The following is a 23,545-nucleotide window of genomic DNA, read 5'->3' as shown; positions in this document are numbered from 1 at the left end:
CGGCAAGCTTAGTACTTACGGTTCGGAAATTCCTTGGCGGCCACCTCGGCAGGGAACACGCCTTCCACCGTCGTGATGCGCGCCGGCACGGGCTTGCCGGCCACCACATCGCGGGCAATCGACATCAGCTGCGGGCCCAGCAGCGGGCTGCATTCCACGGTGACGTTCAGCTTGCCGGCGATCATGGCCTCGAATGCGCCTTTCACGCCATCGATGGAGATGATGATGATGTCCTTGCCCGGCTTCATGCCCGCTTCCTCGATGGCCTGGATGGCGCCGATGGCCATGTCGTCATTGTGCGCGTACAGCACGTTGATCTTCTTGCCTTCCGCCTTGAGGAACGCTTCCATCACTTCCTTGCCCTTGGCGCGCGTAAAGTCGCCCGTTTGCGAACGGATGATCTTCAACTTGGGATTCTTGCCGATGACTTCCTGGAAGCCTTCCTTGCGGTCGATGGCCGGGGCGGAACCGACCGTGCCTTGCAGTTCGACGATGTTCAGGGTGGCGTCCGGGGTTTTCTTGGCGTAATCGAGCAGCCACTGGCCGGCGCGGCGGCCCTCTTCCACGAAGTCGGAACCGATGAAGGTCACGTACAGCGATTTGTCGGCCACATTGACGGCGCGGTCCGTCAGGATGACGGGAATCTTGGCCGCCTTGGCTTCGCGCAAGACGGTATCCCAGCCCGATTCCACCACGGGCGAAAAGGCGATCACGTCGACCTTTTGCGCGATGAACGAACGCAGGGCCTTGACCTGGTTTTCCTGCTTTTGCTGCGCGTCGGCAAACTTCAGGGTGACGCCATCTTTCTTGGCAGCATCCTTGATGGAGACGGTATTGGCGGTGCGCCATTCGCTCTCGGCGCCTACCTGCGAAAAGCCCATGACGAGGGGCTTGGCGGCAAAGGCGGACGAGGTAGCGAAGGTGGTGGCGGAAAAGGCCAGCAGCATGGCGCTGGCGAGGAGTGTGCGGCGGCTCAAGGTCATTCTTGTCTCCAGTTTTTTTTTGAATACCATCACAGCCGGATGCCGGATGGGCGGTTTTTATGAACCCATGGTAGGAGAAAGCAACATAGCCATCCAATCAATTCTTTTTCGCTTGCGATACCGATTTGCGTATCACCTGGCACACCTCTCCTGGCCCCTTACCGTTCGGCAGCCGGCAATTGGCGGCTTTGATAGCGGTTCAAGTCGCGCGCATCGACTTGCGGCCAGCCCTCCTTGTCCCACGTCATGGGCAAGATCTTGAGCTTCTGCAAGTAATTGTCCGCCGTCTCATACGCGTGCAGCACCAGGTAATCCTTGCCGTCAAACGTGTACGCGCTGTTGTGGCCCAGGCCTTGCCAATCCTTGTCGCCTCTCAGCACCACCGTACCGCCGCCCTGCGCCATGTCGCGGCCATCCTTGTCCAGATACGGTCCCGTCACGCTTTTGGCGCGGCCCACTGCCAGGTGGTAGGTGCTTTTTTCTTTCTGGCAACACAGGCCCCAGGAAACAAAAAGGAAATAGTCGTCGCCACGCTGGAAGATGAACGGCGCTTCGATTTCCTCGGGTGCGGGCTTGAATTCACCCGCCCTTGGTGGCAGTGGCACGCGACGCGCCAGGGAATGCCACTCTTGCGGTTCCGCAACATGGGTCCAGTCGGGCGTCAATTTCACCAGCTTGATGCCGTTCCAGAACGAACCGAACGACATCCACGGCGTGCCCCTGGCATCGGTGATGATGTTCGAATCGATGGCGTTCCACTCGTCGCGCTCGGGCACCGATTGCAGCAGCATGCCCTGGTCGACCCAGCGGTAGTCAGGCGAGCGGGGATTCAAGGTTTTATTGACAGTCACGCCGATGCCCGAGGTGTTCTTGCCGAAACCGGACACCGAGTAGTACAGGTAATATTTGCCGTCGTGAAATTGCACGTCGGGCGCCCATATATGGTCGTCAAACGATGGCGCTGCCGTCTTCGCCCACGTGGGCTGGCCCGCGAAGACGCGCCCTTCCGGCTGCCAGTCGACCATGTTTTTCGAACTGTAAAAGGTGATGCCGGGGCCCGTGCTGTACAGATAATACGTGTCGCCTTCCTTCGCCATCACGGGGTCGTGCACGCTGACCTGGGCCGCCTGGACGGGGCTGAAGGCAAGCATGGCCGCCAAGGCCATCATTGTCGAAAATTGCATCGTGTTCTCCACATGGCCAGCCGGCCCGTCATGCGGGCCGGCTGGATACATCAAAATCGGCAGCTTTATTCGACCGCCACCACCACCACGGCCTTGGCCGGGATAGACACGGTCAGCTTGCCACCTTGCGCCTTGGCATTAAACGCCACCGGCTGCACGGCTTGCGGTTGCGCAAAGCTGTTGACGGCGTCCATCTTGCCTGCGGTCAGCACGCGGCCCGTGATGCTGGCCACTTGCTTGCCCGCCAGGGCCACATTGACGTCGACGGCCTTGTTCGGGTTGGTGTTGACCAGCGACAAATACACCTTGCCATCCTTGGCGCGCGCGGCCGAGGCACTCACTTCAGGAATACTGACCTTGCCCAGGCTGTACTTGCCATTGCCCTGGATGGCGACCGGCAGGGAAGTGGCGTCCTGGAATGGCACGTACATCTGGAATGCGTGGTAGGTGGGCGTGAGGAAATAGCGGTCCTTGTCCGTGATGATCATGGCTTGCAGCACGTTGACCATTTGCGCGATATTCGTCATGCGCACGCGGTCCGCGTGGGCATGGAAAATATTGAAGTTCAGGGCCGCCACCAGCGCATCGCGCAAGCTGTTTTGCTGGAACAGGAAGCCCGTGTTGGTGCCCGGCTCCACGTCGTACCAGGTGCCCCACTCATCGACGTACAAACCCGTCTTTTTTGAGGCATCGTTCTTGTCGATGGCGGCGATATTGTTCTTGATCAAGCTATCGATGCGCAGGGTGCGGCTGAGGGTGGAAATCCATTCATTTTCGCCAAAGCCTGTGGCCGCGCCCTTCTTTTCCCAGATACCGGTCGGCACCGTGTAGTAGTGGAAACTGATGGCGTCCATCATGTTCGGCTTGATTTCGCGGCTCAGGGTGCCGGACCAGCTGATGTCGTCGTCATTGCCGCCGCTGGCGATGAACTTTGGACGCGCGCTTTCCGGCGTCTTCATGAAGGTGTGATAGTGCTTGTACAGGTCGGCGTAGTATTGCGGACGCATATTGCCGCCGCAACCCCAGGCTTCGTTGCCGATGCCAAAGTAATCGACTTTATACGGCTGCGCACGGCCATTCTTGCGGCGCAGCTCGGCCAACGTCGACTTGCTGTCCGACGTCATGTATTCGAGCCATTCGGACATTTCCTGTGGCGTGCCGGAACCGAGGTTGCCGTTGATATAGGTCTGTGCGCCCAACAGCTCGGCCAGGTCGAAGAATTCATGCGTGCCGACGGCATTCGACTCTTCCACGCCGCCCCAGTTGGTGTTGACCTTGGTGGGGCGCTTCTCGCGCGCGCCGATGCCATCCTTCCAGTGGTATTCATCGGCAAAGCAGCCGCCCGGCCAGCGCACCAGGGGCACGTGCAATTGCTTCAGCGCGCCCAGCACGTCATTGCGCCAGCCCTTGGTATTCGGGATCGGCGAGTCCGGGCCCACCCACATGCCTTCGTAAATGCCCGTGCCCAGGTGTTCGGCGAACTGGCCATACACGTTCTTGTTGATCACGGGACCGGGCTTGGCCACGTCGATGGTGACATTGACTGGCGCGGCAAAGGCGCTGCCGACGGCCATGGCCAGGCCGAAGGCCACGACGCGGGTATGGATGAATTTCATGCTGTCTCCTGTTTTTTAGTGAAAAGCAAGGGCCGGGATCACTCCCGGCAATCTGGAATGGCGATGCCTCTCCTGCCGCGGGGTTGGGGCGGCAAGAGGAGTGTTTCAAGATCGGAGTTGCCGGTCAGTGCCGGCGCGAATAAACGGCGCGGGGGCGCTTACACCCAGCCGGCATCGACGATGAACTCTTGACTGGAGCACATCGCGCCGTCATCGGAAGCGAGGAACAGCACCATGGCGGCGATGTCCTGTGGCATCAGCTTGCTTGGCAAGCACTGGCTTTTCTTGATTTCCACTTCCGCCGCCTCGTCGACCCACAGCTCGATCTGGCGCTGCGTCATGACCCAGCCGGGCGTGACCGTGTTGACGCGGATATTGTGGGCGCCATAATCGCGCGCCAGGCCCCGCGTCAGGCCCACGACGGCCGCCTTGGTGGTGGCGTAGACGGGGTAGCCGCCCGACTTCATGTGCCAGGAAATCGAGCTGACGTTGATGATGGAACCGCCGCCCTGGCGCTTCATGCCTTCGAAGACGGCCTGGCACGTGAAGAACATGGGACGTTGATTGATCGCAATGCGCTCGTTCCAGTATTCCAGCGTGACGTCCTGCGCCTGGTGGCGCTGGTCGTTGGCAGCATTGTTGACGAGAATATCGAAGTCGCCCAGCTGCTCCGCCAGTTCCGCCATGACGGCTTGCAGCGAGGCAATATCCGTGATGTCGCAATGGCGGAACAAGGGCGCCGTCCAGCCTGCTTCGGCCAGGCGGCGGCACAGGGCCTCGCTCGCTTCCACGGCAATATCGACAAACGCCACCAGCGCGCCCTGGGCGGCAAATTCGGCCACCAGGGATTCGCCGATGCCGCTGCCGCCACCCGTGATGAACACGCGCTTGCCCTGCAAGCTGCCATATGTCGCCAATTGCTTCATCTTGTCTCCACCTGTGTATTTTTTATGATGATTAAAGTTTGCCTAATACGCCATCGTGACGGCGCCAGATCCCCAGCGGATTATCATCGCGCAGCGACCCCGGCAGCAAGTCCTGCAGCAGGTTCTGGTAAGACACGGGGCGCAGGAAGCGGTTGATGGCCGCCGTGCCCACGGAGGTGCTGCGGCCATCCGACGTGGCCGGGAACGGGCCGCCGTGCACCATGGCCGTCGACACTTCCACACCCGTTGGGAAACCATTGGCCAGGATGCGGCCCACGCGGCGTTCCAGCACGGGCAGCAAACGGCGCGCGTCTTCCAAGTCGCCCGCATCCATCTGCAGGGTGGCCGTCAACTGGCCTTCCAGGCTTTCCGTGATCGCCAGCAACTGTTCCATGTCGCGGCAAGCGACCAGCAAGGAGGCGGGACCGAACACTTCGTCGCGCAGATCGTGCTTGGCGAGGAAAGCCTCACCCGAGGTGACAAACAGGGCGGCGGCGCCCTTGCCTTCCTCGCCCGTGTTTTGCACCAGCGGCGTCACATCGGCGTGCTGCGCCAGGGCGGCGACGCCCTTGGCATAGCTGCTGGCGATGCCGGCCGTCAGCATGGTGGCGGCGGGCGCAGGCGCCAGCGCTTCGGCGGCAGCGGCGGCAAAGGCCGTAAAGTCGGCGCCTTCCAGGCCCAGCACCAGGCCAGGATTGGTGCAGAACTGGCCCACGCCCATCGTCAGCGAAGCGGCAAAACCGCTGGCGATGGCCGCGCCACGGGCGGCCAAGGCTTGCGGCAGCACAAACACGGGGTTGATGCTGCTCATTTCCGCATACACGGGAATTGGTTGCGCACGCTCTGCCGCCACCTTCATCAGGGCGATGCCGCCCGAACGCGACCCCGTGAAACCCACGGCCTGGATAGCTGGATGGGCCACCAGGGTCTGGCCGATGCCATTGCCCGTGCCTGTCAGCAAGGCGAACACGCCGGCCGGCAGCTGGCAAATGGCAATCGCCTTGACGATGGCGCGCGCCACCAGTTCGGACGTGCCAGGATGGGCCGAGTGGGCCTTCAGCACGACGGGGCAGCCGGCGGCCAGCGCCGAGGCCGTATCGCCACCGGCTACGGAAAAGGCCAGCGGGAAGTTGCTGGCCGCAAACACGGCGACGGGACCCAGGCCAATCATGCGCAAGCGCAAGTCTGGACGCGGCGGCGTACGCTCGGGCAAAGCCGAATCGATGCGCGCATCGGTCCACGATCCTTCGCGCAGTAGGCCGGCAAACAGTTTCAGCTGCCCTACCGTGCGGCCACGCTCGCCTTCCAGGCGCGCGCGCGGCAAGCCGCTTTCCGTCATGGCGCGCACGATCAAGTCGTCGCCCAGTTCCAGGATTTGCGCAGCGATGGTGTCGAGGAAATCGGCACGCTGCGCATCCGTGGTGGCGCGGAACGGGTCGAACGCCGCTTGCGCCAGGCGGCAAGCTGCGTCGATTTGCGCTGCGTCCACCATGTGGAAGGCAGGCGCGATGTGCGCGCGCGCAGCCGGGTCCCACGCTTCGAAGGAGCCGCCATTGCCCTTGACGGCTGCGCCGCCGATCAATGCATCACCGGTGATATTGAAACTCATAATGTACTCACTTTCGCAAATGCGGTTGGGAAGACGTCGAGGCGGTTGCGCAAGGCAGGGCCAAAGGCCGGCGCTTCGATTTCAAAGGTTTCGCCCGGCGCCACGCTGACGCCATCGGCAAAGCTTAATGTCGCCGTGCCAAAGAAATGCACATGCACGTCGCCCGGGCGCTTGAACAGCGGATACTTGAAGTGATGGTGTTCCAGGTTGGCAATCGTGTGCGACATATTGTCTTCGCCGCTGACAAAGGCCTTTTCCCAGCGCACATTGCCGGCAGTGTCCAGCACGCGCGAGGCGCCAGCGATGTGCGCGGGCAATTCGCCCACCAGCAGGGCAGGACCCACGCTGCACATGCGCAGCTTCGAGTGGGCCAGGTACAGATAGTTCTGGCGTTCCGTGACGTGGTCCGAGAATTCATTGCCGATGGCGTAACCAACCCGATACGGCTGGCCGTCATCGCCGATCACGTACAGGCCGGCGATTTCCGGCTCTTCGCCGCCATCGAGGGCAAAGTCCGGCATGCGCAGCGGCTGGCCGCTTGGGCGCACGATGGAGCCGTCGCCCTTGTAAAACCACTCGGGCTGGGCGCCGGCCGTGCCATCGGCAGGCTTGCCGCCTTCCACGCCCAGGCGAAACATTTTCATGGAATCGCTCAGGGACTCCGCGTCGCCGCCGATCTTCTTGTGCATGGCATCGCGCGCACCGGCGCTGCCCAGGTGAGTCAGGCCCGTGCCCGTCACGTAGCAATGCGCTTCGTCTGCGTGGTCGAGCGGCGCCAGCAGGCGGCCGCCAGCGGCCACGTCCGCATAGGAATACGTGGTATTGCCGACGGTAGCGTTGACCAGCTCGGCCAGGTTGACCTTCTTGCGGATGGCGTCTTGCGCCAGCGCATACGTCGTGTTGTAGCCTTCGATGACGCGGATCTGGTCGTCTTGCAGCAGGCCGACCAGGCGGCCGCCGTGTTCATTCGTAAATTGCAGCAACAGCATGGAATTCTCCGCTTAATGTGAGTGGCGCGGCACGGCGGAACCGCGATTGCCGACCAGGAAGTCGAAATCGCAGCCTTCGTCGGCCTGCAACACGTGTTCGATGTACAGCTGCTGGTAGCCGCTCTTCGGTCCAGGCGCGCTGCCCAGCTCGCGGACCGCCAGGCGCTCGGCGATTTCCGCGTCGCTGATGTCGATATTCAGGCTGCCGGCGTGGCAATCGAGGGCGATCATGTCGCCATCCTTGACGATGCCCAGGGGGCCGCCCGCCATGGCTTCCGGCGCCACGTGCAAGACTACCGTGCCGTAGGCGGTGCCGCTCATGCGCGCGTCCGAGATGCGCACCATGTCGGTGATACCTTGCGCCAGCAGCTTCGGCGGCAAGCCCATATTGCCCACTTCGGCCATGCCGGGATAGCCTTTCGGGCCGCAATTTTTCATGACCAGCACGGAGTTCGCGTCCACGTCCAGGTCCGGATCGAGGATGCGCGATTTATAGTGCTCGAAATCCTCGAAGACGACGGCCTTGCCGCGGTGCTGCATCAAATGCGGCGAGGCGGCCGACGGTTTCAGCACGGCGCCGCGGGGCGCCAGGTTGCCACGCAACACGCAAATGCCGCCATCGGCCAGCAGCGGGTTATCCAGGGTGCGCACCACTTCATCGTTGTAGATGGGCGCTTCGACGCAGTTGTCCCAGAGCGACTTGCCATTGACGGTCAGCGCATTCTTGTGCGGCAGCAAGTCGCCTTCGCCCAGGCGGCGTATCACGGCCGGCAAGCCGCCCGCATAGTAAAACTCTTCCATCAGGAAACGGCCCGACGGCAGCAAGTCAACGATGGTCGGCGTGCCACGGCCCACACGGGTCCAGTCTTCCAGCTCCAGCGGCACGCCGATGCGCCCGGCGATCGCTTTCAGGTGGATCACGGCATTGGTCGAACCACCGATGGCGGCGTTGACCTTGATGGCATTTTCAAATGCCTCGCGCGTCAGCACTTTCGACAGGCGCAGGTCTTCGTGCACCATTTCGACGATGCGGATGCCCGACATGTGCGCCAGCACGTAGCGGCGCGAGTCAACGGCGGGAATGGCCGCATTGTGCGGCAGGGACGTGCCCAGCGCTTCAGCCATGCTGGCCATCGTCGACGCCGTGCCCATGGTGTTGCAGGTGCCGGCCGAACGCGACATGCCCGATTCGGCCGACATGAACTGGTGCAAGGTGATCGAACCGGCCTTCATCTGCTCGTGCAACTGCCACACGGCCGTGCCGGAACCGATGTCCTTGCCGTTCAGTTTGCCGTTCAGCATGGGGCCGCCGCTGACGACGATGGTGGGGATGTCGACGCTGGCCGCGCCCATCAGCAGCGCTGGCGTGGTCTTGTCGCAGCCGACCAGCAGCACGACGGCGTCCATCGGGTTGCCGCGGATCGATTCTTCCACGTCCATCGAGGCCAGGTTGCGCGTCAGCATGGCCGTCGGGCGCAAATTCGATTCGCCATTCGAGAAGACGGGGAATTCCACAGGAAAACCACCCGCTTCCAGGATGCCGCGCTTGACGTGTTCGGCCAGCTGGCGGAAATGCGCGTTGCAGGGAGTCAGTTCGGACCAGGTATTGCAGATGCCGATGATGGGCTTGCCATGAAATTCGTGGTCAGGTATGCCCTGGTTTTTCATCCAGCTGCGGTACATGAAGCCATTCTTGTCCTGCGAGCCGAACCACTCGGCCGAGCGCAGGGCTACCTTCTTTTTTGTCTCAGACATGCCATTCTCCTGGTTGTGCCATGCCGGATCTAAGGTCGTCGGCCCGGGCAGCGATGTTGGAATACTAAAGAATCCTGCCATGCCTTTCCAATCAATTTTTAATGCGTTCCGATATCGAAAACGGTATCAGCATGCCCCAATGAAAACGCCCTGCAGGCGCGAAGCGGCAGGGCGTGGGCTGTTTGAATGCGATGCTTACTCGGTGGAAAAGCGGTACACGGTTTGCGTCTGATAGACCTCGCCCGGCCGCAAAATGGTATTAGGAAAATGCGCCTGATTCGGCGCATCCGGGAAATGCTGGGTTTCCAGGCACAGCGCGCCGCGGTAGCGGATGGGGCCCTGCTTGCCATGCTGGCTGCCGTCGAGGAAGTTACCGGAATAAAACTGGATGCCCGGCTCCTGCGTATACACCTGCATCACCCGGCCCGAAACGGGATCGCGCACGCTGGCGGCCAGCTTCAGCGCCTGCCCCGGCTTTTGATTCAGCACAAAGTTGTGATCGTAGCCACGGCCGATGCCGATCTGCTCATGCGGCAGGACTATGCTGTCGCCGATGACGGTGCTCTGGCGCAAGTCGAACGGCGTGCCGGTCACGTCCGCCAGTTCGCCCGTGGGGATCGATCCCGCATCGACGGGCAGGTAGCGGTCCGCGTTGATGGACAGCGCGTGGCCGAGGATAGTGCCCTGCCCCGCCAGGTTGAAATAGCTGTGGTTGGTCAGGTTGACGGGCGTGGCCTGGTCCGTCACGGCGTGATAACGCAGGCTCAGCGCATTGTCGTTGTCCAGTTCGTACACGACGGTGACGTCCAGCCGGCCCGGATAGCCATCTTCGCCGTCCGGACTGCTACGCGTGAACATGACGCCCACGGCATCGTCCGTGGTGAACGGCTCGGCCTGCCACATGACCTGGTGAAAGCCCTGGTTTCCACCATGCAAGTGATTGGGCGCATTGTTGACGGCCAGCTGGTAATCCTTGCCGTCCAGACTGAAACGTCCGGCCGCGATGCGGTTGCCGAAACGCCCGATGACGGCGCCCAGGAAAGCGCTGTTGGCCAGGTAGGGTTCGATGCGTTCGAAACCCAGCACGACGTCGGCAAAAATACCGTCGCGGTCGGGCACGTGGATTTCACTGATGATGGCGCCAAGGTCGAGCACTTTGACGCGCATGCCCTGGCGGTTCGTCAGGGTAAAGACGGTGACCTGCTGGCCATCGGGCAGGATGCCGAACGGTGCTTGCGTCACTGAAACAGAATCAACTGGGGTCATGGCGTCGGGTCCGGAATGTTACAGGGTCGATGAGCGGCCAAACACGGGCATGCCTTGCGCATCCCAGCGCAGCGGCTTGACAAACGTGTGGCGGTCCGGGTTCCACAGGGGGTCGCCAACGATTTCCGTGTACGTGCGGGCATGGTACACCAGCAACACACCATCGCCATCGTCGGCCGTGGTAAAGCTGTTGTGGCCGGGGCCATAGATGCCGTGCTCGTAGCAGGTGGCAAACACGGGCTCGGGCGACTTGGTCCACGAGAACGGGTCGAGCAAGTCGGCGGACTCGTTGGCCCACAGCAAGCCCATCGCATAGTTTTCATCGGTGGCGCTGGCCGAATAGCTGATGAAGATCTTGCCGTTGCGTTTCAGCACGGAAGGTCCCTCGTTGACCCAGAAGCCGCGGATTTCCCAGTCGAACTCCGGTTTGCTCAGCATCACGGGCGGACCAGCCAGCTGCCACGGCGTGGCCATCGGCGCGATGTACAGGTTCGAATTGCCTTCGATGGCGACATCTTTCTGCGCCCACAGGTAGTACAGCACGCCGTCGTGCTCGAACGTGGTGGCGTCCAGGCAGAAGGTGTCGATGCCCGTGTCGATCGATCCCATGAATTCCCACTCGCCTTCAAGCGGATTGGCGTTGATATTGCGGATCGCGTACATGCGGTGCTGGAACAGTTTATCTTTGATTTCGCGGCTCGGTGCGGCGGCGAAATACACATACCAGGCGCCCTGGTTGAAGTGCAGCTCCGGTGCCCACACCAGTTCGCTGTACGGCCCCGTTTCCGGCTTGTGCCACACGTCGACTGTTTGCGCGTCGGCCAGCCCGGCGATGCTGCCGGCGCGGCGCAGTTCGATGCGGTCGTACTGGGGCACGGATGCCGTAAAGTAATAATAGCCGTCGCTGTGGCGGTAGATATGCGGGTCGGCGCGCTGTTCGATCAGCGGGGTCAGTACTTCAGCCATGTTGTTTACTCCATTCAATTATTTTACGCAGCGACAAAACCACGCTTGTGCATTTCGGTTTTCACGCCGCTGTAGTACTCATCGCTGATGCGGTACTTGAACATCAGCAAGCCCATCAGCAAGTGGAAGAAACCGGGGATGATCGACAGCATCAGGGCGATGCCGTTCAGGGCGAATTGCGTTTGCTCATGGTTGGGCTGGTAGTCGAAATACGACAGCAGCACGCCTACCAGGCCGCCCGCCACCGCCATGCCCGCCTTCTGGCAGACGGAAATGCCGCCAAAGGCGAAGCCGGAAACGCGCTTGCCCGTTTTCACTTGACCATAGTCGATGGTTTCCGCGATGGCCGACCAGAACACGGGCGCATGCAAGTCCACCACGAAGGACAGCAGGAAATACAGGGCGAAGGCCAGTACGGTGTCGCTCGGCTTCACAAAGAAATAGATCGCCAGGCTGATCAGCGCGACGCCGATCTGCGTGTAGCGGAACAGCTTTACCTTGCAGTAAAACTTGGTGATCCAGGTCGAGGCGATCATGGCCAGGATGGCCGCCACCACGCCCGTGGTGAGGAAGGCGGCCACCGTTTCCGTGCTGCCGCCCAGATAGTATTTCGCGTAATAAATGGCGACGGAGCCGCGTACCACGTAGCCGATGGTGCCCGTGACGCACACGCCGCATAGCACCAGCCACTGGTCGTTCTGCAGCAGCACTTTCAACTGTGCCAGCAAGGACTGTTTTTCCACCACGTGCACGACGCGCTCGGTGGTGGAGAAATAGCAGAACAGGAACAGGGCCACGCCCATGACGGCCATCACGGCCATGGCCGCCTGGTAGCCGACGGCCGGGTTGCCGCCGCCCCAGCGCTGCGACAAAATCGGCACGACGATAGTCACCATGAAGGCGCCGATCTTGGCGAAGAACAGGCGGTAGCCGTTGGCCGACAGGCGGTCCTGCGGGTCGCTGGTCAGGCCGCTGATCAGGGAAATATACGGGATGCCCACGCCGGCAGTCATGATGGTCATCAAAATATACGTGGAATAGGCCCAGATCAGCTTGGCGTCATACTGCCACTCGGGCGTGCTGAAGACAAAGAAGACGCTGACGCCGTACGGCACGGCCAGCCACAGCAGATACGGGCGGTAGCGGCCCGAGGCAAAGCTGTAGCGGTCGGTGATCTGGCCCATGACCAGGTCGGCGATGGCGCCGATGACTTTCACGGCCACGAACAGCAGGGCCAGGTCCGTGGTTTTCAAGCCATAGATATCGGTATAAAAAAAGGTGATGATCAACATCATCGACGAGATGACGACATTGAGCGCCATGTCGCCGGCGCCGAAGCCGACCTTTTCAACGGTAGATAATTTTTGCGTCTCCATGCTTTCCGTCCATTCTTTTCATGATGAATCGTGTCTGACTGCCCAACTGCAACGCAAGGGGCGCTGCCGGCCGAAACCATGCAACGCCCTTGATTTTTTTACTCTACTATCAACTTACATTTTCCAGCGCAGTGATAACCCTACCGTCCGGTCATAGCGGCGCGTATCGCGCGCATACACGCCCGGCTCGTTCCAGTAATCCTTGAACTTGGTGTCAAGCAAGTTATTGCCGTCCAGCGTCACCGTGAACTGCTCGTTGATCTTGTATGACAGCGAACCGTCAAGCTGGGCCGTCGACGCCACTTTCAAGTCCAGGCCGGGGCCGCCCTGGTTGTAGCTGTCGATGAATTTCGAGCGCCAGTTGTAGGCCAGCCGGCCCGACCACGCGTCTTTTTCGTACAGCAGCACCAGGTTGTAGGCATAGCGCGACACGCCCGTGATGGCATGGCTGCCCGTCTCGTCATCGGTCGTGCCGCTCATGTAGGTGCCGTTTGCCTGCAAGCCCAGGCCGCTCAACAGGCCTGGCAAGCCGTCATAAAATTGCTGGTAGCCAATTTCCAGTCCCTGCAGCTTGCCGGCGGCCGTGTTGTACGGGCGATCCACGTCATAGGTCTTGCCGGCGATGGTTTCGCTGGAAATGCGTTGCTGGATATAGCCGTCGAACTTGTGGTGGAACACGGTGGCCGTCACGGAACCGGCCGGGGCGAAATACCATTCCAGTGCGGCGTCGACATTGTCGCCCGTCACCGGTTTCAAGTTCGGGTTGCCGCCCGCGCCCGTCGCCTTCACCGTTTCCGTCGAGTTGACCAGGGCCACGCCAGGATTGAGTTGGGAAAAACCCGGGCGGCTGATTGTGCGGCCCGCAGCAAAGCGGCCGACCAGGTCGGAGCGCAGCTTGATTTTCAGGGCCACGCTCGGCAACACGTCGGTGCTGGCCGTGTCGCTGATGACGGGCGTGTAGACGCCGTCTTGCGAACTGTTGCCTTGCAGGCTTTGCTCAGTGCGCACCACACGCACGCCCACGGTGCCGTCGACGGGGTAGGCGCCCAGCTTGAAGGCGATCTTCGCCTTGGTATAGATCGAGTACGTCTTTTCCGTATCCTTGAAGAAGGAGCCCGGGTCCATGGCGCGCGCCGCGCTGCTGCCCGTGACGGCTTCGCGGATGGTGCCCGTGTTATTGAGCAGGAAGCTGGCGCATGGCGTGTACCACTGCTTCAAGCCATAGTCGGGGCCGCCGCTGGACATCGGTTCCGACAGGCAATTGAGGCCAGGAATCGACGTCACGCTCTGGCGGCCAAATGGAAATGCGGCGCCGGACACGTCCGGTGCTTCCGCATTGCCCTCGAAACTCTTGATCGATTCGGCTTCGCGTTTGACGCCGCGCAAGCCGACGCTGATTTCCTTGAAGAAGCCGCCGGCACCTGGCGTATACGCCAGGTCGGCGCGCACATCGTTCGAGCTGCCCTGATCCCGGCCGTAGCGGTCAAAGAAGCCCTTCAGATAGTAATTCGACGGGTCTTGCAAGTCGATGCCCGTGTAATCGACGTGCAAGGTGCCGTTCTGGTTGGTATTGATGTGGGCATTCGGCACGACGGTGATGGCGTCGAGAATCGGGTTGCGCCAGGTATAGCTGCTTTTGGTGCTGGCCACTTCCGACGTGAAACGCCATTCCGGGTTGATATCCCACAAGCCGCCTACGGCAAATTGATGCGTCTTGGTCTGGTTTTTGTTCGCCTGCGTCGACATGATGGTGTTGACGTTGGTGGAAGTGAGCGTTTGCAGCTGGTTGGTGCCGGGAATCTTGGTGGCCGACACGGGCGTGCCCCACCAGGGCAAGCCGACGAAGTAATCGGATTCCGCGTCGAGCAGAAAGCGCGTGGCCATGCCTTCCGCGTACAGCTCGATGTCGGCGTTCGGACGCCATTGCAGCACGGCATTGGCGGTGCTGCGGCGGCGGTCACCCTTGATCGGCAACAAGCCCACCTGGTCCGGCCCCGTCAAGCCCGGTAACAGGAAACTTTTATCCACGGGTGCCGTATTGAAGGCGCGTTCTTCATGGTAACGGTGCTGCTGCTGCGACAAGCCCAGCAGCGCGCCCACTTCGCCGATGCCCGTCTTCCAGCGGTTAGCCACCATGCCGCTGATGTTCGGGTCGGTGGCCCTGGATTTGTCGCTGTAGACGGCGCGCGTGTTGACGCTGGCGGTAAACTCCTTGAAATCGAACGGGCGGTTGGTGCGCACGTCAATGATGCCGGCCACGCCGCCTTCGACCTGGTCCGCGCCCTGCGACTTATACACGTCCACGCGCTGCAACATGGTGGCGGGAATGTCGGCCAGATTGACGTAGCGGCCCGTGGTGGTGAACAGTTCCCGGCCGTTGAGCAGGGTCGTGACATCGCGCAAGCCGCGGATCATGACAGCGCTCGCTTCGCCCGAATCGCGGCGGATCTGGATGCCGGAAATGCGCGCCAGGGTCTCGGCCACGTTGTTGTCGGGGAATTTGCCGATATCGTCCGCCACGATGGAATCGATGACCTGGTCCGAGCGCATCTTGATCTGCTGCGAATTTTGCGCCGAGCGGCGCACGCCGCTGACGGTCACGACAGACACTTCCGCAGCAGGGTCGACACTGGCGTCGGCCACCACCGCGTCCTGCGCCCATACCGAAGCCGTGCTCAGCAGGCCGATACCGGCCAATGCCGCAACGGCTGCCTTCAAGGTGAATGGACGAGGGAAAGTGGCCGCGAGCGTGCCGGTGGCGTTGCGCATCATGAATCTCCAGATATTGTATTGATATTGTTGTGCTGCTTGCATGTCGTTCGCATGCTCGGCGTTTATCTTAGGGGCTGGACGATAATCTCTCCAATCAATTTTTCCGCAGTTTCGATATCAATTTTGATATCGGTGGCTGGACGACTTTGGAGCTTGCAAACCGACAACGGCAAGGGCGTCAGGGGCGTTTTCGGGAGAAGCTGCACAAAAAAACGGCAGCATTGCCGTCCCTGTGAAATCGGGCCGTCAGCGTTGCGGCAATGGTTGACGTCAATCGGCACGCATTGACATGCCTGTCGCACTTGTTGATAATGACAATCATTCTCAGGCAGCCAAGCATGCAGGCAACTTTTCCTTGCCGGTGCCCTACCTGTCAACAGTCACTGGCGCACCTCGGGTTCTTTTAGACGATAGCTTGCCGCCAACGCGGTAGCTATGGAATGTTCCGCATGCCCGCAACAGTGCCATTTCCTCGCGGCCATGGCGTCTGCGTTGCAATCCTCAGTGCGGCCATGACATTCCCACCCTCAGTCTGAAGGACATCCAGTGAAGTTATTCAAAAGCATGCCGTTGCCTTATCACCCCCTGTACGCCGCCCTGATGGCTGCCCTGGCAGCGCCATCCGCCATGGCGCAGCTGGCGGCGGACGGCAGTGGGACGGACGGCCAGATGCAGGCCGTGGTGGTGTCCGCCTCGCGTTCGAATATCGCGGCAGACAAGGCGCCGCAAACCGTGGTCATCATTGGCAAGGCGGAAATCGCGCGGCAGCTGGCAATTTCCGGCAATTCCTCGGATGTCCTGAGCAGCGTGCTGCCGTCCTACACGCCCAGCCGCGGCAAGATGAATGGCTCGGGCGAAACCCTGCGCGGACGCGCACCGCTGATCCTCATCGACGGCGTGCCGCAATCGAACCCCATGCGCCCCACGGGACGCGAAGCCCATACCATCGATTTTTCCATGGTCGAGCGCATCGAAGTGATCCAGGGTGCGAATGCCATCAACGGCCTGGGCGCCACGGGCGGCACCATCAACATCATCACGCGGCGTCCTGAAAAGGGCAGCTTCAATCAGCACATCGACATCCAGGCGACAGCGCCCACGGCGCAAACGGGCTCCGATGTCATGAATTACAAGACCAGCTACCGCCTGGACGGACGCACGGACAAGCTGGAATACCTGCTGGCCGCCTCGTACGAAGACCAGGGGATGTATCTGGATGGCAAGGGCCGCCCTATCGGCAGCGACAATACGCAGGGCGACCTGATGGATTCGCGCACGTATGACGTGCTCGCCAAGCTGGGCTATGTCATCGATGACAACCAGCGTTTGCAACTATCGATCAACCGCTACAAGATCAAGTCGAAGGCCGGCTACCTGGTCGTCGCCGGCGACCGCACCACGGGCTTGCCCAGCGTGTCGGTGAAAGGCGAGCCGCCAGGCATTGCACCGTGGAACGATGTCTGGACCTCCAGTCTCAGCTACAGCCACGCCAACCTGGCCGGCATGGAACTGTCGGCCATGGTCTTCAACCAGGAATTCGAAGGCTTGTTTGGCGCGGACAATTCCGCCACCTTCCAGGACGCCAGCATCGCTCCCATCGGCAAGCTGTACGACCAGTCGCGCGCCGTCGCCTCCAAATACGGCAGCAAGGTCGGCCTGAGCCGCTCGGACTTGCTCGATGGCCGCTTGAAACTGACGGTGGGCTTCGATACCCTGTTCGACAAGGGCAAACAAGACCTGTACGCGACGGGACGCACTTATGTGCCCGAGTCCGAATACCGCAACCTATCGCTGTTCCTGCAGGGCGAATACAAGCTGACGGGCCAGCTCACGCTGCACGCGGGCGTGCGCAAGGAAAATGCGGACCTGCAAATCGACAGCTACCAGACCCTGGCGCAGTACAAACGCGTCAAGGTGACGGGTGGCAAGCTGAAATTCAATGAAACCCTGGTCAACGCCGGCCTCGTCTACACCCCGCTGCAAGACATCACCGTGTTCGGCAGCTATTCCGAAGGCTTCGGCATGCCTGATATCGGCAGGGTATTGCGCTCGATCAATACGCAGGGACAAAGCATTGCCAACATGCACAACCTGGAGCCGATACTCACGAAGAGCATCGAAGTCGGTACCCGCGTGCGCAAGGGCGCGTGGGATGCAGACGCCAGCTATTTCCGCTCCGATTCGGATTTCGGCACGCGCATCGTGCCCATCAATGGCGCCTTCATGATGGCGCGTGAAAAAACCCGCATCGAAGGCGTGGAAGCGAGCGTCGGCCTGCGCCTGAACGCGGCCCAGCGCGCCAAGCTCGCCTACTCCTACACCAAGGGCCGCTATGACAGCGACGAGAACGGCAGCCTGGACGCCCGCCTCGACGGTTTGAACGTGGCACCCAACCGCCTGATCGCCACCTGGTCGGCCGACTGGAATGCCCAGCTGAAAACCTTCGTGCAAGCACAGCACGCCTTCCGCCAGTCCTTCGACGACCCGGCCAAGGATTTCAGCGGCTACACGCTGGTCGATGCCACGGCCAGCTACCGCCTGCCCAAGGGCGAGCTGCGCCTGGCGGTGGCCAACCTGTTCGACCGCGACTACATCACGTATTACTCGCAAAGCGCGCTGGTCGAACCCAAACGCTACTTCGCCGGACGGGGACGCACCTTGTCGCTCGGCTACTCGCTGCGCTTCTAAGCAGCCCGCATGACGACGCGCGCACGCTCCAGAGTCGCCAGCATCGCCGCCCCGGCATGCATGCTGCTGCGCGTGACGGGCGCCGTGGCGGGCGGCTACGCCGTCACGGCGCTGGGCGTGACGACGGCCGGTGCCGTGATGGCGCGCCTGGGCATAGCCCGTTCGGAAGCGGTCGTGCTGGCGGCGATGCTGGGCTTTATCGTGTATTTGCTGCTGTTGCTGTGGGGCTTTAGCGTGCCGTCGCTGGCACGCCTGTGGCTGCGCCTGGGGGCCAGCGCCGCGGTGCTGGCCATCCTGCTATATCTGATCACCTAGGAAACGGCCGCATGGAACGCACGTTTGGAAAATCCATGGTCTGGCTGCACAGCTGGGCCGGCGTCATCCTGGGCAGCGTGCTGTTCGCCATTTTCTGGATGGGCACCCTGAGCGTCTTCGACGCCGAAATCGACCGCTGGATGATGCCGCAAACGCGGCTGGTGCCCGCCACGCAGCCGCTCTCCCTCGACCGTATTGCCCGCGCCGTGCTGCCTGCCGTGCCGGCCGGCGCCAGCCAGTGGCGCGTCGACCTGCCCACGCCACGCGAACCGACGCTGGGGTTTTCCTATCGCCTGGGCAAGGACAGCGTGGCGCGCCAGCTCGACCCCGCCAGCCATGCCTTCCTCCCGGACCAGGGAACGGCAGGCGGATCGGGCTTTATCTTTCCGTTTCACTACAGCCTGCACCTGACCTGGCTGGACCTGGGCAAATGGCTGGTGGGACTGGCGGCGATGGCGATGCTGGTGCTGCTCGTTTCCGGCATCGTCATCCACAAGAAAATCGTCGCGCAATTCTTCACGTTTCGCCCCCGCAAGCGCCTGCAGCGCAGCGCGCTGGACCTGCATAACCTGAGCGGCCTGGCGGCGCTGCCGTTTCATTTCCTGATCACCTTGTCCGGATTGATCATTTTCATCACGATCTACTTTCCGCAGGCGCATGAAGCCACGTATGGCCGCGGCGAACAGGCCAAGGGCGCCTTCATGGCGCAAGCCTATGGCCGCTTCAAGCGCGCCAGGGCGGGACAGCCCGGCACGCTGGCGTCGGTCGACGCCATGGCCCGGCTGGCCGAACGCGAATGGCATGGCGGACAGCCGTATTTCATGCGCGTCTGGCACCCGGGCGACGCCAACAGCTACGTCGAACTGCGCCGTTCCTATACGGGCGATATCACGATGAACCTGGACCAATTGTATTTTGACGCTGGCACGGGCGCGCTGCTGCAGCGTTTCCAGGCCGCGCCCGTGATGACGGCGCAGCGCGTCATGTCCGGCCTGCATTTCATCCGCTTCAACCACTGGACCTTGCGCTGGCTGTACTTCCTGGGTGGCCTGTCCGGCTGCCTGCTGATCGCCACGGGCTACCTGTTCTGGCTGGAGGGACGCCGTGCGCGGCACGCCAAACAAGGGCTGCACGGCGTGCGCGTGGTGGAGGGGCTGGCCATCGGCAGCGTGACGGGCATCATGCTGGCCACACTGGCCTTCTTCGTCGCCAACCGCCTGTTACCCCTCGACGCCGCCATGGCCGGCATGCCGCGCGCCAGCCTGGAAATGGCAGCCTTCTACGTAGTCTGGGTCGCCGCCTTCCTGCACGCCTGGCTGCGCGCCGGCCATGCCTGGCGCAAACAGGCCTGGCTGATCGCCGTCATGGCGCTGCTGGCAGTGCTGCTGAACTGGCTGACCACGGGCGACCATCCCCTCCACGCGCTGGCCACGGGCCAGCATGCCGTGGCCGGCATGGACCTGCTGCTGCTGGCGACGGCCGTGCTGGCCGCAGCCAGCGCACGCCGCCTGGGCCGCAAGGCGGGGAAAGGCTCACATGCTTGAACTGTCAATGACCTGCGCTGCTGCGGCAGGCATCTACCTTGCATTTGCCTTGCTTGCTCTATCACAAGAAGAACATTGGGCAGCGAGCGTCGACACGCACCCCGCCCCGCCCTCGGCACGGCTACGCCACCGCTGGCGCTACGCTGCCGGCACCGCCCTGGCGCTGGCCGGCGCACTGTGCGTGGCGGCTCACGGCACCGGCTTTGGCCTGTTGCTGTGGGTACTGATGATGGGCGCAGGCATCATGGCCGTGGCCTTCACGCTCAGCTGGAAGCCCCATTGGCTACGCGGCATCGCACAAGGCGCAGGCAAATTCGCGCCACGCTGAGACCAGCGATGCGGCTAAACCGATAGAAGAAATAACGCGAGGAAAATCTTGGTGCGGCTGGCGGGGATCGAACCCACGACCCTTGGCTTCGGAGGCCAATACTCTATCCACTGAGCTACAGCCGCGTAGGGGGAATTTCTGAAGTGATGCGAAGGATACCGTTTTTCTTTACCTACGTCTACGGAAACTGTCGTATCACTGGCAATTGCATGTCACTGCTCAATTTTTGTGCCTATAATTGTGGGTTTCATAAAGGTTTACATCCAAGCATGTAAAAATGCTACCTTACACGGCCATCAGTTTCAAATCTGGACTAAGGACATCATGAGCGACGCACATAACGAACAACAATCAGCGATCAAAACGCCTAAACAATTGCTTGCCGCCGTAGCTGGCTTCTTCCTCATCACCGTCATCGGCATCATCTTGCTGGTGCAGTTCGTCACGGCGCAAAAACTGACGGGCGCCGGTACGGACAGCCAGTCGCCGGAAGCCATTGCCGAGCGCTTGAGCCCCGTCGCCAACGCCGGCTTTACCTTCAAGGATGCCAGCGGTCCGAAGGTGCTGCAAAGCGGCGAAGCTGTCTACACGGCCACCTGCGTGGCGTGCCATGGCGCCGGCGTGGCCGGTGCACCGAAGTTTGGCGATGCGGGCAGCTGGTCGGCCCGCCTGGCCCAGGGCTACGACACGGTCCTGAAACACGCCATCGAAGGCTTGCGCGCGATGCCGGCCAAGGGCGGCAATCCCGACCTCGACGATGTAGAAGTGGCGCGCGCCGTCGTCTACATGGCCAACGCTTCGGGCGGCAAGTTCAAGGAACCGGAAGTGCCGGCACCGGCCGCAGCCGCTGACGGCGCTAGCGCACCAGCGGAAGAAGCGAAGAAATAATCGCGCCGCCGCTTTCAGCGATGCGGTTAAGCGGCCCCCAAAGGCTGCTGCGGATGTGAAAAAGCCGCCCGGTTCAACTGAACCGGGCGGCTTTTTTGATGTCGATGCGCCGCGCGCTACAGCTTGAATCCACCGATGATCTGCTCGAGCTTGCCGGTCTGCTGCTGCATCGAATGGGCTGCCGCGGCCGCCTGCTCCACCAGCGCGGCGTTTTGCTGGGTATTGTCGTCCAGCTGGACGATGGCCTGGTTGACCTGGCCGATGCCCGTTTCCTGCTCCTGGCTGGCCAGCAGGATCTCGCCGATGATGTTGGCGACCTTGTCGGTACCGGCGACGATCTCGTGCATGGTGGCGCCAGCCTGGTCGACCAGTTTGGTGCCGGCGTCAACGTTGTGCACCGATTCGACGATCAGCGCACCGATTTCCTTGGCCGCCGTGGCCGAGCGGTGCGCCAGGTTGCGCACCTCGGATGCCACCACGGCAAAGCCGCGGCCTTGTTCGCCGGCCCGGGCCGCCTCGACGGCCGCGTTCAACGCCAGGATGTTGGTCTGGAACGCGATCCCGTCGATGACGCTGATAATGTCGGCGATTTTCTTCGACGAGCGTTCGATCGCGCCCATCGTCTCGACCACCTGCGTCACCACCACGCCGCCCCGCGCCGCCACCTTCGAGGCGTCCAGCGCCAGCCGGTTGGCCTCCTGGCCGCTGCTGACGTTCTGCCTGACGGTGCCGGTCAACTCCTCCATCGACGCGGCGGTCTGCTCGAGCGCGCTGGCCTGGCTTTCGGTGCGGGCCGACAGATCCTGGTTGCCGCTGGCGATTTCACGCGAGGCCAGCGCGATGGAGCCGGTGCTGCGGCCGATTTCGCGCATCATCTGCTGCAGCCGTTCGATGAAGGCGTTGAAGCTGCCGGCCACATCGTTGAACTCGCTGCCGCCGCCACCCGGCAGGCGCCGCGTCAGGTCGGCGTCGCCGGCCGACAGGGCGTCGATGTTACTCTTGAGTACACCCAGGCGCCCCATGAACAGGCGGATGATGCCGATGAACATGGCCAGCAGCAGCAAGGCGATAGGGATCTGCACCATGCCCAGCTTGCTCAAGATACGGTCGCTTTGCTCGGTCAGCTGGCTGGTCGGCAAACCGGTCGCCAGCACCCACGGACTGCCCGGTATTGCCTTCAGGAACAGCGTGTGGGGCGTGCCGTCGCTGCGATATTCCGATTCGGCCACACCCTGCGCATCGAGCTTGGGCAGCAGGCGGCCGATTTCCGCCACCATCGGCGAGCTCGATGCCAGATCCTCGACTTTCTTGAGTACGATTTCGTCCTTGATATAAGTACTGTTGCTGATGATCTTGCCGTCACGCTCGACGATCAGGATCTGGCCGTGGATCGCTGCCTCCATGTCGGCCACCAGACGGTTGAAAAAGCCCAGCGTGACGTCGATGGTGGAAACGCCGTACAGCTCGTTATCCTTGTAGATCGGCATGGCGCAGTTGGTGCGCGGCTGCGCACTGGCGTCGTCCTTGTAGGCCTTGGCCCAGTCGCAATGCCCCTTGGCCGACTTGAGGCCGCCCAGATACCAGCTCTGCTCGAAGTACTTCAGCGACTCCGGCGAGTTCCAGTGGGTGTTGACAACCAGTTTGTTGGAGGCATCGCGGGCGAAAAAGGTGCTGAACTTGTCGCGCTCGGGATCACGTTTTTTCGGCAGCGGCCAGATGCCGCCGCCAAACACATTCGGGTCGGAGTACTGGTCAACCAGCCCCGGCAACAGGATGTCGATCGCAGCGCTGTCCATCAGCGCCACTGTCTGGGTGATGCTGCGCTGCTGCGCCTCCACCTGTCGCAGCTGCTCGGTAATCCTGGTGGAAATTTTGCTGACATCAAAACCGACCACCATGCCCTCGGTACGTTTCAAATCCGGTGTGACGAAAAAATGGATGACGGCCAGGGTCATGACCAGCAACACCACAAAAACAAGGCTGAACAGGGTGATAAAACGGGCTTGACTGGTACGAAATATGTCTCTCACAATGTTTCCTTTTTGATGACATACGGGGCGCTACACAGGTTTATTATTGTTTTCATCCAGATATAGGCGCTTCAATCTTCGTTGTCAACGAGCAAGGAAAATCGCCCCCTGGGCGCGCAACACTTCCCTCATTGTGCTCAGCTTGCTTCCGCAGTAGCACGTCCATGTCGGGCGCAAAAAAAACCGCCCGGCTGTGAACTGACCCCAAATAGTTGGACGGTTTAGTTTTCTTACTAGGTAGCCAAGGGCTGAGTTCTGTATTGCACGGGACTCAGCCCTTTTAACTTGAGTTTGATACGCTCGTGATTAT

The 23,545-nt window shown here is 61.6% G+C and carries 18 protein-coding genes and 1 tRNA gene; 5 read left to right on the top strand and 14 right to left on the bottom strand.

Annotated elements, in window-relative coordinates:
• Nucleotides 1-8: 8 nt before the first annotated feature.
• The 11 genes from ACQ4W0_RS08100 to ACQ4W0_RS08050 all read right to left on the bottom strand — a co-directional run bounded on the left by ACQ4W0_RS08100 (nucleotide 9) and on the right by ACQ4W0_RS08050 (nucleotide 15,442).
• Nucleotides 9-983, bottom strand: a complete 975-nt coding sequence (locus tag ACQ4W0_RS08100; protein WP_436576301.1) for an ABC transporter substrate-binding protein — start codon at nucleotides 981-983, stop codon at nucleotides 9-11.
• A 158-nt stretch (nucleotides 984-1,141) separates the two neighbouring features.
• A complete protein-coding gene (locus ACQ4W0_RS08095; RefSeq protein WP_436576300.1) occupies nucleotides 1,142-2,167 on the bottom strand; it encodes an arabinan endo-1,5-alpha-L-arabinosidase in 1,026 nt (341 codons plus the stop codon).
• A gap of 65 nt (nucleotides 2,168-2,232) precedes the next feature.
• Entirely contained in the window at nucleotides 2,233-3,783 is a 1,551-nt protein-coding gene (locus tag ACQ4W0_RS08090) for an alpha-N-arabinofuranosidase (protein ID WP_436576299.1), read from the bottom strand.
• A 158-nt stretch (nucleotides 3,784-3,941) separates the two neighbouring features.
• Nucleotides 3,942-4,709 carry an SDR family NAD(P)-dependent oxidoreductase gene (locus tag ACQ4W0_RS08085; RefSeq protein WP_436576298.1) on the bottom strand — a complete coding sequence of 256 codons (768 nt, stop codon included), beginning with the start codon at nucleotides 4,707-4,709 and terminating at the stop codon, nucleotides 3,942-3,944.
• Nucleotides 4,710-4,740: 31 nt separating this feature from the next.
• On the bottom strand, nucleotides 4,741-6,318 hold the full coding sequence (locus tag ACQ4W0_RS08080; protein WP_436576297.1) for an aldehyde dehydrogenase (NADP(+)): 1,578 nt from the start codon (nucleotides 6,316-6,318) through the stop codon (nucleotides 4,741-4,743).
• Complete coding sequence (araD1, locus tag ACQ4W0_RS08075; RefSeq protein ID WP_436576296.1) at nucleotides 6,315-7,307, bottom strand: AraD1 family protein; 993 nt, start codon at nucleotides 7,305-7,307, stop codon at nucleotides 6,315-6,317. Before araD1 ends, ACQ4W0_RS08080 begins: the two co-directional genes overlap by 4 nt.
• A gap of 12 nt (nucleotides 7,308-7,319) precedes the next feature.
• Nucleotides 7,320-9,062 carry an IlvD/Edd family dehydratase gene (locus ACQ4W0_RS08070; protein ID WP_436576295.1) on the bottom strand — a complete coding sequence of 581 codons (1,743 nt, stop codon included), beginning with the start codon at nucleotides 9,060-9,062 and terminating at the stop codon, nucleotides 7,320-7,322.
• 195 nt (nucleotides 9,063-9,257) lie between these two features.
• On the bottom strand, nucleotides 9,258-10,328 hold the full coding sequence (locus tag ACQ4W0_RS08065) for an aldose epimerase family protein (protein WP_436576294.1): 1,071 nt from the start codon (nucleotides 10,326-10,328) through the stop codon (nucleotides 9,258-9,260).
• An 18-nt stretch (nucleotides 10,329-10,346) separates the two neighbouring features.
• Nucleotides 10,347-11,294, bottom strand: a complete 948-nt coding sequence (locus ACQ4W0_RS08060; protein WP_436576293.1) for a glycoside hydrolase family 43 protein — start codon at nucleotides 11,292-11,294, stop codon at nucleotides 10,347-10,349.
• Nucleotides 11,295-11,317: 23 nt separating this feature from the next.
• A complete protein-coding gene (locus ACQ4W0_RS08055) occupies nucleotides 11,318-12,670 on the bottom strand; it encodes an MFS transporter (RefSeq protein WP_436576292.1) in 1,353 nt (450 codons plus the stop codon).
• Nucleotides 12,671-12,784: 114 nt separating this feature from the next.
• Nucleotides 12,785-15,442 carry a TonB-dependent receptor gene (locus ACQ4W0_RS08050; protein ID WP_436576291.1) on the bottom strand — a complete coding sequence of 886 codons (2,658 nt, stop codon included), beginning with the start codon at nucleotides 15,440-15,442 and terminating at the stop codon, nucleotides 12,785-12,787.
• 546 nt (nucleotides 15,443-15,988) lie between these two features.
• Between ACQ4W0_RS08050 and ACQ4W0_RS08045 the strand changes: the two genes are divergently transcribed.
• Genes ACQ4W0_RS08045 through ACQ4W0_RS08030 form a run of 4 tightly spaced genes read left to right on the top strand, consistent with a single transcriptional unit; the run spans nucleotide 15,989 to nucleotide 20,317 of the window.
• Nucleotides 15,989-18,130 (top strand): TonB-dependent receptor, encoded by a 2,142-nt coding sequence (locus ACQ4W0_RS08045; RefSeq protein ID WP_436576290.1) that lies wholly within the window; start codon nucleotides 15,989-15,991, stop codon nucleotides 18,128-18,130.
• Nucleotides 18,131-18,139: 9 nt separating this feature from the next.
• On the top strand, nucleotides 18,140-18,445 hold the full coding sequence (locus ACQ4W0_RS08040; RefSeq protein ID WP_436576289.1) for a hypothetical protein: 306 nt from the start codon (nucleotides 18,140-18,142) through the stop codon (nucleotides 18,443-18,445).
• Nucleotides 18,446-18,456: 11 nt separating this feature from the next.
• Nucleotides 18,457-19,989, top strand: a complete 1,533-nt coding sequence (locus tag ACQ4W0_RS08035; protein ID WP_436576288.1) for a PepSY-associated TM helix domain-containing protein — start codon at nucleotides 18,457-18,459, stop codon at nucleotides 19,987-19,989.
• Nucleotides 19,982-20,317 carry a DUF3325 domain-containing protein gene (locus ACQ4W0_RS08030; RefSeq protein WP_436576287.1) on the top strand — a complete coding sequence of 112 codons (336 nt, stop codon included), beginning with the start codon at nucleotides 19,982-19,984 and terminating at the stop codon, nucleotides 20,315-20,317. The genes ACQ4W0_RS08035 and ACQ4W0_RS08030 overlap by 8 nt, the downstream gene beginning before the upstream one ends.
• A gap of 49 nt (nucleotides 20,318-20,366) precedes the next feature.
• Here ACQ4W0_RS08030 and ACQ4W0_RS08025 read toward each other — a convergent pair.
• Nucleotides 20,367-20,442: transfer RNA gene (locus ACQ4W0_RS08025), tRNA-Arg, on the bottom strand.
• 199 nt (nucleotides 20,443-20,641) lie between these two features.
• On the opposite strand from ACQ4W0_RS08025, the gene ACQ4W0_RS08020 reads away from it, so the two are divergent.
• Nucleotides 20,642-21,205 (top strand): c-type cytochrome, encoded by a 564-nt coding sequence (locus ACQ4W0_RS08020; RefSeq protein ID WP_436576286.1) that lies wholly within the window; start codon nucleotides 20,642-20,644, stop codon nucleotides 21,203-21,205.
• A gap of 116 nt (nucleotides 21,206-21,321) precedes the next feature.
• Here ACQ4W0_RS08020 and ACQ4W0_RS08015 read toward each other — a convergent pair whose 3' ends face one another.
• Both ACQ4W0_RS08015 and ACQ4W0_RS08010 read right to left on the bottom strand, forming a co-directional pair.
• Nucleotides 21,322-23,226: a methyl-accepting chemotaxis protein gene (locus ACQ4W0_RS08015; protein ID WP_436576634.1), complete on the bottom strand. Its 1,905-nt coding sequence runs from the start codon at nucleotides 23,224-23,226 to the stop codon at nucleotides 21,322-21,324.
• 242 nt (nucleotides 23,227-23,468) lie between these two features.
• Nucleotides 23,469-23,545 (bottom strand): IS3 family transposase (locus ACQ4W0_RS08010; protein ID WP_436576283.1); only part of this gene is annotated, 77 nt, incomplete at its 5' end.

This window comes from Janthinobacterium breve (assembly GCF_051380895.1).
GTDB lineage: Bacteria > Pseudomonadota > Gammaproteobacteria > Burkholderiales > Burkholderiaceae_D > Janthinobacterium.
The sequence above is the reverse complement of the archived record's forward strand: the minus strand, read 5'-3'. Positions and strand labels throughout refer to the sequence as shown.

Coding starts and splice junctions, on each gene's coding strand:
- ACQ4W0_RS08100 (WP_436576301.1), bottom strand. CDS start 983: ATGACCTTGAGCCGCCGCACACTCCTCGCCAGCGCCATGCTGCTGGCC.
- ACQ4W0_RS08095 (WP_436576300.1), bottom strand. CDS start 2,167: ATGCAATTTTCGACAATGATGGCCTTGGCGGCCATGCTTGCCTTCAGC.
- ACQ4W0_RS08090 (WP_436576299.1), bottom strand. CDS start 3,783: ATGAAATTCATCCATACCCGCGTCGTGGCCTTCGGCCTGGCCATGGCC.
- ACQ4W0_RS08085 (WP_436576298.1), bottom strand. CDS start 4,709: ATGAAGCAATTGGCGACATATGGCAGCTTGCAGGGCAAGCGCGTGTTC.
- ACQ4W0_RS08080 (WP_436576297.1), bottom strand. CDS start 6,318: ATGAGTTTCAATATCACCGGTGATGCATTGATCGGCGGCGCAGCCGTC.
- araD1 (WP_436576296.1), bottom strand. CDS start 7,307: ATGCTGTTGCTGCAATTTACGAATGAACACGGCGGCCGCCTGGTCGGC.
- ACQ4W0_RS08070 (WP_436576295.1), bottom strand. CDS start 9,062: ATGTCTGAGACAAAAAAGAAGGTAGCCCTGCGCTCGGCCGAGTGGTTC.
- ACQ4W0_RS08065 (WP_436576294.1), bottom strand. CDS start 10,328: ATGACCCCAGTTGATTCTGTTTCAGTGACGCAAGCACCGTTCGGCATC.
- ACQ4W0_RS08060 (WP_436576293.1), bottom strand. CDS start 11,294: ATGGCTGAAGTACTGACCCCGCTGATCGAACAGCGCGCCGACCCGCAT.
- ACQ4W0_RS08055 (WP_436576292.1), bottom strand. CDS start 12,670: ATGGAGACGCAAAAATTATCTACCGTTGAAAAGGTCGGCTTCGGCGCC.
- ACQ4W0_RS08050 (WP_436576291.1), bottom strand. CDS start 15,442: ATGATGCGCAACGCCACCGGCACGCTCGCGGCCACTTTCCCTCGTCCA.
- ACQ4W0_RS08040 (WP_436576289.1), top strand. CDS start 18,140: ATGACGACGCGCGCACGCTCCAGAGTCGCCAGCATCGCCGCCCCGGCA.
- ACQ4W0_RS08035 (WP_436576288.1), top strand. CDS start 18,457: ATGGAACGCACGTTTGGAAAATCCATGGTCTGGCTGCACAGCTGGGCC.
- ACQ4W0_RS08030 (WP_436576287.1), top strand. CDS start 19,982: ATGCTTGAACTGTCAATGACCTGCGCTGCTGCGGCAGGCATCTACCTT.
- ACQ4W0_RS08020 (WP_436576286.1), top strand. CDS start 20,642: ATGAGCGACGCACATAACGAACAACAATCAGCGATCAAAACGCCTAAA.